12 protein-coding genes are annotated in these 12,466 nt (G+C 71.5%); 6 read left to right on the top strand and 6 right to left on the bottom strand.

The window, feature by feature from the left end:
• Positions 1-66 precede the first annotated feature (66 nt).
• Positions 67-960: a DMT family transporter gene (locus ACZ69M_RS20165; protein ID WP_470051490.1), complete on the bottom strand. Its 894-nt coding sequence runs from the start codon at positions 958-960 to the stop codon at positions 67-69.
• Between the two features lie 310 nt (positions 961-1,270).
• On the opposite strand from ACZ69M_RS20165, the gene ACZ69M_RS20160 reads away from it, so the two are divergent.
• From ACZ69M_RS20160 to ACZ69M_RS20140, 5 genes are all read left to right on the top strand, one after another.
• Positions 1,271-2,926 carry an FAD-binding dehydrogenase gene (locus ACZ69M_RS20160; RefSeq protein WP_403701760.1) on the top strand — a complete coding sequence of 552 codons (1,656 nt, stop codon included), beginning with the start codon at positions 1,271-1,273 and terminating at the stop codon, positions 2,924-2,926.
• Positions 2,927-3,255: 329 nt separating this feature from the next.
• A complete protein-coding gene (locus ACZ69M_RS20155; protein WP_470051488.1) occupies positions 3,256-4,215 on the top strand; it encodes a hypothetical protein in 960 nt (319 codons plus the stop codon).
• Positions 4,216-4,259: 44 nt separating this feature from the next.
• Positions 4,260-5,825: an APC family permease gene (locus ACZ69M_RS20150; RefSeq protein ID WP_470051486.1), complete on the top strand. Its 1,566-nt coding sequence runs from the start codon at positions 4,260-4,262 to the stop codon at positions 5,823-5,825.
• A 117-nt stretch (positions 5,826-5,942) separates the two neighbouring features.
• Complete coding sequence (locus ACZ69M_RS20145; RefSeq protein WP_470051484.1) at positions 5,943-6,704, top strand: molybdopterin-dependent oxidoreductase; 762 nt, start codon at positions 5,943-5,945, stop codon at positions 6,702-6,704.
• Positions 6,688-7,323: a cytochrome b/b6 domain-containing protein gene (locus ACZ69M_RS20140; protein ID WP_470051482.1), complete on the top strand. Its 636-nt coding sequence runs from the start codon at positions 6,688-6,690 to the stop codon at positions 7,321-7,323. Before ACZ69M_RS20145 ends, ACZ69M_RS20140 begins: the two co-directional genes overlap by 17 nt.
• A gap of 52 nt (positions 7,324-7,375) precedes the next feature.
• Here the strand turns inward: ACZ69M_RS20140 and ACZ69M_RS20135 are convergent, their stop codons facing one another.
• From ACZ69M_RS20135 to ACZ69M_RS20120, 4 genes are read right to left on the bottom strand one after another with little or no spacing between them, the layout of a single operon-like run.
• Positions 7,376-8,410, bottom strand: coding sequence for an L-idonate 5-dehydrogenase (locus ACZ69M_RS20135; RefSeq protein WP_470051480.1), 1,035 nt, complete (start codon positions 8,408-8,410; stop codon positions 7,376-7,378).
• Positions 8,411-8,449: 39 nt separating this feature from the next.
• Positions 8,450-9,208: an SDR family oxidoreductase gene (locus ACZ69M_RS20130; protein ID WP_470051478.1), complete on the bottom strand. Its 759-nt coding sequence runs from the start codon at positions 9,206-9,208 to the stop codon at positions 8,450-8,452.
• Positions 9,209-9,252: 44 nt separating this feature from the next.
• Positions 9,253-10,650 carry a GntT/GntP/DsdX family permease gene (locus ACZ69M_RS20125; protein WP_470051476.1) on the bottom strand — a complete coding sequence of 466 codons (1,398 nt, stop codon included), beginning with the start codon at positions 10,648-10,650 and terminating at the stop codon, positions 9,253-9,255.
• Between the two features lie 38 nt (positions 10,651-10,688).
• Positions 10,689-11,207 carry a gluconokinase gene (locus ACZ69M_RS20120; RefSeq protein ID WP_388206047.1) on the bottom strand — a complete coding sequence of 173 codons (519 nt, stop codon included), beginning with the start codon at positions 11,205-11,207 and terminating at the stop codon, positions 10,689-10,691.
• A gap of 153 nt (positions 11,208-11,360) precedes the next feature.
• Between ACZ69M_RS20120 and ACZ69M_RS20115 the strand changes: the two genes are divergently transcribed.
• A complete protein-coding gene (locus tag ACZ69M_RS20115) occupies positions 11,361-12,062 on the top strand; it encodes a FadR/GntR family transcriptional regulator (RefSeq protein ID WP_470051474.1) in 702 nt (233 codons plus the stop codon).
• A gap of 5 nt (positions 12,063-12,067) precedes the next feature.
• On the opposite strand, the gene ACZ69M_RS20110 is transcribed toward ACZ69M_RS20115, so the two are convergent.
• Positions 12,068-12,442, bottom strand: coding sequence for a YchJ family protein (locus tag ACZ69M_RS20110; protein WP_470051472.1), 375 nt, complete (start codon positions 12,440-12,442; stop codon positions 12,068-12,070).
• Between the last annotated feature and the right edge of the window lie 24 nt (positions 12,443-12,466).

Raw genomic sequence — 12,466 nt, 5'->3', positions numbered from 1 at the left:
GCAGCCGTCGGCACCGGGCGCGGTGCGCGCCGTCCGTGCGGCCCGCAGCGGCGCCGGCCTACGCCCTCAATGCGGCTGGAGGTCCCGTACCGACTCCGTCCTGGGGGTGCCCGTCGGCATCGCGGGGTGCATGCCCAGCAGGACGATTCCCGCCACGATCGCCGCGAGCCCCGCCGCTTCCCAGGTGAGTGCCCCCACGTCCGTGTGCAGCTTGTCCCCGAGGAAGCCCACGCCGCACACGATTCCGGCGAGCGGCTGGGCGGCGGTGAGCGCGGGCAGCGACATCCGCAGCTCCGCCGTCTCGAAGGCGCTCTGCACCAGCACGAGGCCCGTCACCCCGAGCGCGAGCACCCCGTACGGCTGCCAGCCGGTCAGCAGCTCACTCCAGCCGCCGGCTCCGAACCGCTCCCCGCTGACCCGGGTGAGGGCGTCCTGCACGCCGTACAGCAGCCCCGCGGCCAGCGCGAGCAGGACGGGCGCCGCGGTCATCCGGGAACGCTTGGCGTAGGTGGTGAGCAGCAGTGCGAGCCCGATCATGATCCCGATGATCAGCCAGTGCCGCAGCGGATCGGTCACCGAGTCGCCGCCCTTGGGCTTGCCCGCCACGATGAACGCCGTGACCCCGCCCGCGAGCAGGACGAGGCCCGCCCAGCCCTGGCGGCCCAGGGGGTGCTTGGTCTGGTGGCGCGTGAGCGCGAGCGCGAAGAGCAGGTTGGTCGCGAGGAGGGGTTCCACCTGGGAGATCTCGCCCTTGCCGAGGGCGACCGCGCCGAGGATCATGCCGCACACCATGAGTCCGATGCCGCCCAGCCAGCGGGGCACCCGGATGAGGTCGAGCAGCAGGCGCGGGGAGAGGAAGTCGCTCAGCGGGGCGTGCGAGGCGGCGTTCTGCTGGAGCACGAAACCGAAGCCCAGACAGCAGGCCGCGCTCACCGAGAGGATCAGAACGAGAACCGACACGCTGGGTACCTCGATACGTTCGGGTGAGCACGGGTCACGGGCGCGTATTGCCGCCGACTGTAGTGCCATCGACCGTGCCCTGCCCACGGGAGTACCCGGAACCGGGCAGTTGACTCGGTCACTCTTCTTGCCGAAGGATCTGACCGATCAGTAACAACGGCTGGTCGAGCGGCGTCCCTGCCAGTTCGACCGGTACCGGTGCCTGATGTCTTCCGTACCACTGTCTCATCAACCAACGACGATGCCGCCGGCTCGTGACGAAGCCGACAGAAGCCGACCGGAAACGTCGGCAGGCCGAGAGGACGGGCCCATGGCCTACGACGCAGATGTGATCGTGATCGGAGCGGGCCTCGCTGGGCTCGCCGCGACCGCGGAGCTCGTCGACGCGGGCCGCAAGGTGATTCTCCTCGACCAGGAGCCGGAACAGTCGATCGGCGGCCAGGCCCACTGGTCCTTCGGCGGACTCTTCTTCGTGAACTCGCCCGAGCAGCGCCGGATGCGGATCAAGGACAGTCACGCGCTCGCCCTCCAGGACTGGATGGGCACGGCCGGCTTCGACCGGGCCGAGGACCACTGGCCGCGCCGCTGGGCCGAGGCGTACGTGGACTTCGCGGCCGGTGAGAAGCGGTCCTGGCTGCACCAGCAGGGGGTCCGCTTCTTCCCGGTGGTCGGCTGGGCGGAGCGCGGCGGCTACGACGCAGGCGGCCCCGGGAACTCCGTGCCGCGCTTCCACATCACATGGGGGACCGGGCCCGGAGTGGTCGAGCCCTTCGAGCGGCGGGTACGCGCCGGGGTCGCCCGGGGGCTCGTCCAGCTCAAGTTCCGCCACCGGGTGACCGGGCTGTCCCGCAGCGCGGGGACCGTCGACACGGTCACCGGGGAGATCCTGGAGCCGTCCGGCATCGCTCGCGGGCAGGCCAGCAGCCGTACGGTCGCCGGGGCGTTCGAGCTCAAGGCGCAGGCGGTGATCGTCACCTCGGGCGGCATCGGCGGCAACCACGACCTGGTCCGCGCGAACTGGCCCGAGCGGCTCGGTACGCCGCCCGAGAAGATGGTCGCGGGCGTCCCCGCGCACGTCGACGGCAAGATGCTCGCGATAGCCGAGGAGACCGGCGCGCACCTCATCAACCGCGACCGCATGTGGCACTACACCGAGGGCATCCAGAACTGGAACCCCATCTGGGAGAACCACGGCATCCGCATCCTGCCGGGCCCGTCCTCCCTCTGGCTGGACGCCCGCGGGAACCGGCTCCCGGTACCGCTCTTCCCGGGCTTCGACACCCTCGGCACGCTCGAACACATCATGAAGACCGGATACGAGTACACGTGGTTCGTGCTCGACCAGAAGATCATCGGCAAGGAGTTCGCGCTCTCCGGCTCGGAACAGAACCCGGACCTGACCGGCAAGTCGATCAGGGACGTGATCGGCCGGGCACGCGCCGACGTACCGGGCCCCGTCAAGGCGTTCATGGACAACGGCGCGGACTTCGTCGTCGAGAAGGATCTGGGCGCCCTGGTGCGCGGCATGAACGCCCTCACCAAGGAGCCGCTGATCGACGAGGCCGCGCTGCGCCGCGAGATCGTCGCCCGCGACCGGGAGATCGCGAACCCCTTCACCAAGGACCTCCAGGTGACATCGATCCGCGGCGCCCGCAACTACCTCGGGGACAAGCTGATCCGTACGGCCACCCCGCACCGCATCCTGGACCCCAAGGCGGGTCCGCTCATCGCCGTCCGCCTCCACATCCTCACCCGCAAGAGCCTGGGCGGCCTGGAGACCGACCTGTCCTCGCGCGTACTGACGGAGGGCGGCGACCCGCTCTCCGGCGTGTACGCGGCAGGCGAGGCGGCCGGCTTCGGCGGCGGCGGGGTCCACGGCTACCGCTCCCTGGAGGGCACCTTCCTCGGGGGCTGTCTCTTCTCCGGCCGTACGGCGGGACGGGCGGCCGCCAAGGCGGTGAGCTGACTCTCGGAAGAGGCCCCGCGTCTCGCCTCGGCGGGCCCGGCTCCGCAGGGGAGCCTCCCATGGTCGGGTTTCAGCCGTGCCCCGGATTGCGGGGAGCCGGGGCACGGGCGCGGCCCGGCCCCCGCGGGGAGTCGGGCTCGCCCCCGCAGAGAGCCGTCCCACCAGCCCGTTCCCGTTCCGGAGTGCAGGCGAGAGAACATCAACTCTGCGCCATTCAAGGGTAGTTGCAGCGTGCAGCGGATTGATCGGGCCTTGACGTAAACCCTCAGCCAAGGGTTTGCTGTGCGTGATCTCCCCTTGACTAGCCGCGTCTGTGAGGAAGCCCCGCGGTGTCGCCACCCCCGCCACCCCCTCCTCCCCTCGGCCGTGGCCGCAAACGCGCGGCCCACGCCTTCGACGCCGCGCTTGACGACTCCGAACTCGTCGCCGCGCGCGCCTCGTTGGCCCAGGGACGATGGACCGCGGTCCGCGCACTGCTCGCCGCCACCGGCGACGACTGGGACCGCCGCGGACACCGCGTCACCGTCCTCGCCCAGGAGCCCGCCGCCCTCGCCTGGGCCCGTGACTGGCAGCTCGCGGAACCCGAGTCCGCCGACGCCGCCGTACTCCTCGCCTGCGCCACCGTCCAGCGCGTCCTGCACGGCAAGGACCGCCCGGAGCGGGCCCGCGAGGCCTGCGACACCGCCGCCGCGCTCGCGCCCGCCGACCCGACCCCCTGGCTGGGCCTGCTGATACTGGAGCGTGCGCGCGGCAGCGAGGGCGACGTGGTCCGGCTCTTCGACGAGGTGCGCCACCGCTACCCCGAGCACCACCACGCCCACCACCTGATGGTCGCCCGGCTCGCCGAGCGCCGCGCCGAGGCCGGCCAGGACCCCCTCCACGAGGTCTACGACTTCGCGAACTGGGCGGCCGAACAGGCGCCCGCCGACTCTCCGCTCGCGATGCTGCCCGTCGTCGCGCACGCCGAGCGCTATCGCGTGCTGGCCGGCGCCGGCAGCGAGTCCACCGACCCGGCCGCCTCCGGGCACTGGGTCGGACGCCGGGCCCGCCAGGTGATGAAGGCCGCCTTCGACTGGTGGCTGGAGTGGGAGCGCGAGGACCATCCCCGCCGCCACATCGACCTCAACTTCCTCGCCCACGCCAAGTTCTGCGAGGGCCGGGGCGCCGAGGCCGCCGCCCTGTTCCACCGCATCGGCCCGCACGCCACCCCGGAGCCGTGGTCGTACCCGGACCGCGACCCGTACCAAGCCTTCCGTGCCGCCCGCGACAGCGCCCTCGGCACGGTGTGACCCCACCCACAAGAAGTCGAGAAACCCGAAAGGACGGCCCCGCGATGACGACGGGCAGTTCGAGCACCTCGAGCAGTTCGAACACGGGTAGACCCGCCACGGCCGGTGGCGCCATCAGCACCTTCAAGGGCCAGGACCGCGCCCTGCACGCGGGCCGGCTCGGCACGGGAGGCCTGCTGCTCTCCGTCCTCGCGGCGACCGCCCCCCTCATGGTGGTCGCGGGTGTCATGCCCACCACATTCGCGGTGATGGGCATCGTCGGACAGCCGCTGCTCTTCGTCATCCTCGGCGTGGTGCTGGTGCTCTTCAGCGTCGGGTACGCCGAGATGAGCCGCCACGTCCACAACGCGGGCGCCTTCTACGCCTACGTCGCCCGCGGTCTCGGCGGCACCGCGGGCGCCGGCGCCGCCGCGGTCGCGCTCGTCGCCTACAGCGCCCTGCAGTTCGGCATCTACGGCATCTTCGGCTTCGAGGTCTCCGGGCTGTTCGCCACCTACGCCCACACCGAAGTCGCCTGGTGGATACCGGCGCTGATCGCCGTCCTCGCCGTCGGCGCGCTCTCCTGGCTGAAGATCGACGTCAACGCGCTTGTACTCGGCGTCCTCCTGGTCATCGAAGTGGCGCTCGTCGTCATCTTCGACGTCGCCGCCGTCGCCGACCCCGCCAAGGAGGGCCTCTCCCTGCATGCCTTCAACCCGGACACGCTCACCGGGGCGGGCGTCGCCACCGCGCTGTGCTTCTGCATCGCGGCCTTCACCGGCTTCGAACAGGCACCGGTGTACGCCGAGGAGACCAGCCGCCCGCACATCCTCGTGCCGCGCGTGATGTTCCTGGCGATCGGCTTCGTCGCCGTCTTCTTCGCGCTCAGCTCCTGGGCGCTGACCGTCGCCGCGGGCCCCTCCGGGATCGTCGGGGCGGCGCAGAAGCAGAGCGCCGGACTGCTGTTCTTCCTCACCGAGTCGCGGCTCGGGGGCGCCTTCACCGACGTCCTGCACGTCCTCTTCGTGACCGGCATGTTCGCGGCGCTGCTCAGCTTCCACAACGTCGTCGCGCGGTACGCCTTCGCCATGGGCCGGGAAGGACTGCTGCCCTCCGCCTTCGGCCGGACCACCGGCACCAGCGGAGCGCCCGGCACCGGCTCGCTGCTGCAGACCGGCGTCTCCGCGATCGTGCTGATCGCGTTCGCCGTGACCGACGACAAGCCCACCGGCGACCCGACCGCGCCCGTGCTGCACCTGTTCACCTGGGCCGGCAACGTCGGCGCGCTCGGCGTCATCCTGCTGATGGCGGCGGCCTCGCTCTCCGTGATCGTCTTCTTCGCCCGCCGCGGCGCCGCCCGCGCCCAGGCCTGGCGCCTGGCCACCTCGGCGATCGCGGCCGTCGCCCTCCTCGTGATCGCGGGCTACACGGTCAAGGACTTCGACGTCCTGGTCGGGGCCGGTCCGGACTCCACGCTCAGCTGGCTGCTGCCCGCCCTGATCGCGGCCGCCCTGGTCGTCGGCCTGGTGCAGGGCCTGGTGCTGCGCTCCCGCAAACCCGAGGCGCACGCCCGTATCGGCCTGGGCAACGAGGCGTTCCAGCTGGACAAGGCGGCGGAGTCCACCGCCTGATCCGCAGCCCCGATCCGGGACTTCTGCTCTGAGAAGTGTGTGAGAAGTGGTTACGGAAGTCTGACGAGCACCCGCTGCCGCTGGCCTCAAGGGGGTCGCGGGTGCTCGTATGGGTGTGTGAACCCTGAACAGCCCCCACGGCGGGGACCGGACCGGCCCCGGGAACGCCCGGCGGAGGACCCGGAAGCCTCCGGCGCGCCCATCGGCCGCCGGCTCCTGCTCGGCACGCTCGGACTCGGCGCCTTCGGCGTCCTGGCCGCGCCCACCCTGCAGCGCGGCCTGGAGTCCCTCTTCGCCGACGACCCCACGGGGCTGACCGGCCTGCTCCCCAACGGCGGCGGTTTCCGCTACTACTCGGTGACCTCCTCCGTCCCGCACAAGGACGCGTCGAACTACCGCCTCACCATCGACGGCCTGGTCGACCGCCCCCGCAGCTACACCCTGGCCGACCTCAAGGCCCTGCCGCAGACCCGGATCGTGCACGACGTCCAGTGCGTCACGGGCTGGCGGGTGCCCGGCACCCCCTTCGAAGGCGTACGGCTGTCCCATCTCCTGGACGCCGCCGGGGTCCAGACCAAGGGCCGCGCGATCCGCTTCACCTGCTTCGACGGGGCGTACACCGAGAGCCTCACGCTCCAGCAGGCCCGGCGCCCCGACATCCTGGTGGCCCACCGCATGCAGGACAAACCCCTCGGCCACAACCACGGCGGCCCGGTCCGCCTCTACGTCGCCCCCATGTACTTCTACAAGTCCGCCAAGTGGCTCTCCGGCATCACCGTCACCGAGGACGTCCGTCCCGGGTACTGGGAGGACCGTGGCTACGACGTGGACGCGTGGGTCGGCCGCTCGAACGGACGCGACGATGCACCCACGAGTTGACGACACCCAGACCCTCGCCGCGCCCGCGCCGCGGGTACGGCGCTTCAGCCACGCCGAGCGCTGGGTGCACCGCGTGACCGCGCTGCTGATGGGGATCTGCGTGGCGACGGCGGCGTGCCTGTACCTGCCGATGTTCGCCGAGCTCGTGGGCCGCCGTGAGCTGGTGGTCAGGATCCACGAGTGGGCGGGCCTGATGCTCCCGGTACCGGTCCTGGCGGGCCTGGTCTCCCGTGCCTTCCGCGCGGACCTGGGCCGCCTCAACCGCTGGGGCCCGCACGACCGTACCTGGCTGCGCGCGGCGCTACGACGGGACCGGCGCCCTTCGTCCCGACCCGCGGCCAAGTTCAACGCGGGCCAGAAGACCTACGCCGCCTGGATCGCCGGCGCGACGCTGGTCATGCTCGCCACGGGGCTGCTGATGTGGTTCACCCACCTCACCCCCCTGATGTGGCGCACCTCGGCGACGTTCGTCCACGACTGGCTGGCGCTCACGATCGGTGTCGTCCTCGCGGGCCACATCGGCATGGCCCTCGGCGACCCGGAGGCCCGCCGCGGCCTGCGCACGGGCTCGGTGAGCCGGGAGTGGGCGGAACGCGAGCATCCCCTCTGGCGGCCCTAGCCCTAGGCCCTGTCGGGTGGGCCGGGGGACTGCTGCGGCCCCGGCCCACCGCCTAGTCCTGCTGGACCTCGAAGTCCAGCAGCACCTTGCACGAGCGGCTGCGGTCCGCGGCCAGAGTGAACGCCGACTCCGCCGCGGCGAGCGGGACCACCGCGCTGACCAGGGAGTCGAAGCGCGGCTCGGCCGCGAGCAGGACCAGCGCGTCGTCGAACTCCTCGTCGAAGCGGAACGCGCCCCGCAGCTGGATCTCCCGGCTCACCACCAGGTTCCCCGCGAACGGGCTCTGGCCGGGCGGCAGCATGCCGAGCTGGACGACGACCCCGCCGCGCCGCACCAGGCGCAGACAGGTGTCGAGTCCCGCGGCCACCCCGGACGCCTCGACGGCCACGTCGACCTCCGTCGGCCACCCGGGACCGGCGGGATCGTCGGCCCGTACCACCGCGTCCGCGCCCGCCGCGACGGCGTACGACAACGCCTGCGGCAGCAGGTCCGTCACGGTCACCCGGGCCGCGCCCGCGGCCTTCGCGGCGGCCACCACGAGACAGCCGATGGGCCCGGCCCCCGTCACCAGGACATGCCGGTCCTTCACCGCACCGGCCCGTCGGACGGCGTGCAGCGCCACCGACAGCGGCTCGGCGAGCGCCGCCCGCCGCAGCGGGAGCCCCGCGGGCAGCTCCCTCAACTGCCGGGCGGGCACCACCACTCGGGCGGCGAACCCGCCCTGCACATGCGGGGTGCGCGCCGCGCTGCCCAGGTAGCGGGTGTCCCGGCAGACGTTCGCCCGCCCGTCGGCGCACTCCGGGCACACCCCGCACGGGGTCGCCGGGTGCACCGCCACGGCCGTACCCGGAGCGGGACCGGTGGCCCCGTCGCCGTACGACAGCACCGTTCCCACGACCTCGTGGCCCAGCACCATCGGCTCGCGCAGCCGGAAGTCCCCGACACCGCCGTGCCGCCAGTAGTGGAGGTCCGACCCGCACACCCCGCCGTACCGGACGGCGACGAGTGCCTCGCCCGGCCCGGCGGAGGGGACCGGCAGTTCGTCGACCCGCAGGTCACCCTGCCCGTGAATCACACAGCCGAGCATCGTCAGGCCCCTTTCACCGCGTTCACCGGGCGGTCCGCTTCACAGCACACTCGTCATACCGCCGTCGACGTACAGCACCTGCCCGCTCACGAAGTCCGCCGCGGGCGAGGCGAGGAAGAGCACCCCGCCGACCAGGTCCTCCGTACGGCCCCACCGGCCGGCCGGGGTGCGCCGCCGCACCCAGGCGCTGAACTCCTCGTCCTCGACGAGGGGCTGGGTCAGCTCCGTCTCGATGTAACCGGGGCCGAGCCCGTTCACCTGCACCCCGTACTGCCCCCAGTCCGCGCACATGCCCTTGGTGAGCATCTTCAGCGCGCCCTTGGTGGCCGCGTACGGGGCGATGCCCGGACGGACGACCTCGCTCTGCAACGAGCAGATGTTGACGATCTTGCCGTGGCCGCGTTCCGTCATCCGCCGCGCCGCTTCGCGGCCGACCAGGAACGCGCTGGTCAGGTTGGTGTTCAGGATCCGGTGCCAGTCGGTGTCCGTGAACTCCAGGAGCGGCGCCCGCAGTTGCATGCCCGCGTTGTTGACGAGGATGTCGAGCGGGCCCACCCGGTCCTCGACGTCGGCTATTCCGGCGGCCACCGAGGGGCCGTCCGTGACGTCGAAGACCGCGGTGTGGACGTCGCCTGGCAGCTCCGACGCGGCCCTGGTGAGCCGGTCGGCGTCCCGCCCGTTGAGGACGACCGTGCAGCCCGCCTCCAGGAGCCCGCGGGCGAGCGCGAACCCGATGCCCCGGCTGGAGCCGGTGACCAGGGCCCTGCGCCCACTGATGTCGAACAGAGGGTGGCTCATCCCCGTACTCCCGTCTCTCATAGTCGTACCCCCTGGATGGACCCCTAGATGACCAGCGACAGCAGCAGGACCAGCCCGCCCGCCACCACCGAGATGATCGTCTCCATGACGGACCAGGTCTTGACGGTCTGGCCGACGCTGAGGCCGAAGTACTCCTTGACCAGCCAGAACCCGGCGTCGTTGACATGGCTGAAGAAGAGCGAGCCGGCGCCGATCGCGAGGACCAGGAGCGAGGTGTGGGTGGTGGACATGTCGGCCGCGAGGGGCGCGACCAGACCGGCGGCCGAGATGGTGGCGACGGTCGCGGAGCCGGTCGCGAGGCGGATGGCCACCGCGATCAGCCAGGCGAGCAGCAGCGCGGGGATCGACCAGTCCTTGGAGATGTCCAGGATCATCTGGCCCACGCCGGAGTCGATCAGGGTCTGCTTGAAGCCGCCGCCCGCGCCCACGATCAGCAGGATGCCCGCGATGGGGGCGAGGGACTTCTCGACGGTCGTCGAGATGCGGTCCTTGGTGAAGCCGGCCGCACGGCCCAGCGTGAACATGCCCACTATCACGGCGGCGAGCAGGGCGATCAGCGGGGAGCCGACGATGTCGAAGACGCGCTGCACCATGTGGGTGGGGTCGTCCACGATGATGTCGACCAGCGCCTTGGACAGCATGAGGACGACCGGCAGCAGCATGGTGGCGAGGGTGGCGCCGAAGCCGGGGCGCTTGTCCAGTTCTTCGGAGGCGCGGGTGGGGATCATGCGGTCGGGGGCCGGTACGTCGACCCAGCGGGCCGCGTAGCGGGAGAAGACCGGGCCCGCGATGATCACCGTCGGGATGGCGACCAGGACACCCAGCGCGAGCGTGATGCCGAGGTTGGCCTTGACCGCGTCGATGGCGACCAGCGGGCCGGGGTGCGGCGGGATCAGGCCGTGCATCACGGACAGACCGGCCAGCGCCGGGATGCCGATGCGCATCAGGGAGTAGTTGCCGCGCTTGGCGACCATCAGCACGACCGGGATCAGCAGCACGATGCCGACCTCGAAGAACAGCGGCAGACCGATCACCGAGGCGATCAGCACCATCGCCCAGGGCATGGCGCGCCCGCCGGCCTTGGCGAGGATGGTGTCGACGATCTGGTCGGCGCCGCCGGAGTCGGCGAGCAGTTTGCCGAGGATCGCGCCGAGCGCGATCAGGACGCCCACACCGGCGACGGTGGAGCCGAGGCCGGTGGTGAAACTGGCGATGGTCTTGTCCAGCGGGGCCCCGGCGAAGGCGCCGAGGGCGAGCGAGCCGATGGTCAGGGCCAGGAATGCGTGCAGCTTGAACTGGGTGATGAGCAGGACGATGACGGCGATGCCCGCCAGCACGGCGATGCCCAGCTGAGCATGGCCCGCTGAGGTGATCGGCTCGACGGCGTCCGCTGCCAGCATCTCGACGCTGAGTCTGGTCACGGTGGTCCCTTGCTTGAGAAACGTACGTGGGGAAGGTGTTAGAGCGAGGGCTGGGCAAGCCCCTGGAGTGCGGCCACGGCCCGTTCGGTGATCTCCCCGGGGTCGCCGGAGACGTCCACGGAGACACCCGCCTCGTCCGCTTCCAGCGGCTGGAGGGTGGCGAACTGCGAGTCCAGCAGCGCCGTCGGCATGAAGTGCCCCTGGCGGTGCGACATCCGGTCCTCGATGAGCGCGCGGTCACCGGTCAGATGGACGAAGACGACCCCGGGCGCCTCGGCCCGCAGCCGGTCGCGATAGCTGCGCTTGAGCGCCGAACTGCTGACCACTCCGCCGAGCCCGTGCCGGTCGTGCGCCCAACGGCCGATGGCGTCCAGCCACGGCCAGCGGTCGTCGTCCGTCAGCGGGGTCCCGGCCGACATCTTGGCGATGTTGGCCTGCGGGTGGAAGTCGTCGCCCTCGGCGTACGGAACGCCGAGCCGGGCCGCAAGCAGGGGACCGATGGTGGTCTTGCCGGTGCCTGCGACGCCCATGACCACGACGACATGGGGGGTGCTCATCGCTGCCTCACTGTCTACGTCACTGTCACGTGACTGTCTTCGTCGACATCTGATGTCGACGACACTGAAACTCATTAGGTACGACGAATTCAAGAGTCTGTGACATATAAGTCTGACTTTTTGTTCCAGGGTTCCGCCTCGTACGCTGACCCCATGACCACACGGGGCCGGGGGCTGCACGGACATGTACTGGAATCCCTCGGGCCGGCGATCACGGCGGGCGAGTACCCGCCGGGGAGCGTGCTGCGCACCGACGAACTCGCGCAGCGCTTCGAGGTGTCACGCTCCGTGATGCGTGAGGCGGTCAGGGTGCTGGAGTCCATGTACCTGGTCGAGTCCCGCCGCCGCGTCGGCGTCACGGTCCGCCCCAAGGCGGAGTGGAACGTGTTCGACCCTCAGGTCATCCGCTGGCGGCTGGCCGGCGCCGACCGCCCCCACCAGCTGCGCTCGCTCACCGTGCTGCGCTCCGCCGTCGAGCCGATCGCCGCGGGCCTGTCCGCCCGGCACGCCACCGCGGCGCAGTGCGCGGAGCTCACCGAGTGCGCCCTCGGCATGGTGGCCAACTCACGCGGCCACAAGCTGGAGGAGTATCTCGTCCACGACATGGCCTTCCACCGGGTGATCCTCAACGCCTCCGGGAACGAGATGTTCGCCCGTCTCGGTGACGTGGTCGCCGAGGTCCTCGCGGGCCGCACCCACCACGAGGTGATGTTCGAGGACCCCGACCCGGCCGCCGTCACCCTGCACGTCCAGGTCGCGGAGGCGGTCCGCGGGGGCGACGCGTCCCGCGCCGAGGAACTCACCCGCCAGATCACGGTCGGCGCGCTCCAGGAACTGGACATCCTCGCGCCGTAGGCGTCCTACTCCAGGAAGTCGCCGTCGACGTACACCCAGGCCCCGTCGACCCGCTCGAACCGGCTCCGCTCGTGCAGCGAACCGCCCCGGTAGGAGGCCCGGAAGGTCACGGTCCCCACGGAGTGGAAGGCCGAGCCCTGCCCCGTGTCGAGGATCTCCAGACCCGTCCACCGCATCCCCGGATCGAAGTCGACCCGCGCCGGGCGGGTCCGCGGATGCCAGGTCCGCAGCAGGTACGCCTCGTCCTCCTTGACGAAGGCGCAGTACCGCGACCGCATCAGACGCTCCGGGGTCGGCGCGAGCGCCTCACCGCGGTGGAAACGCCCACAGCACCGCGCGTACGGCTCGGGCAGCCCGCACGGGCAGCTACGACTGGTCATGACCGCCATTCTCTCCCGGCCCGG

It is taken from the genome of Streptomyces sp. NPDC107454 (assembly GCF_055582885.1).
This window is presented reverse-complemented; position numbering and strand designations above follow the sequence as displayed.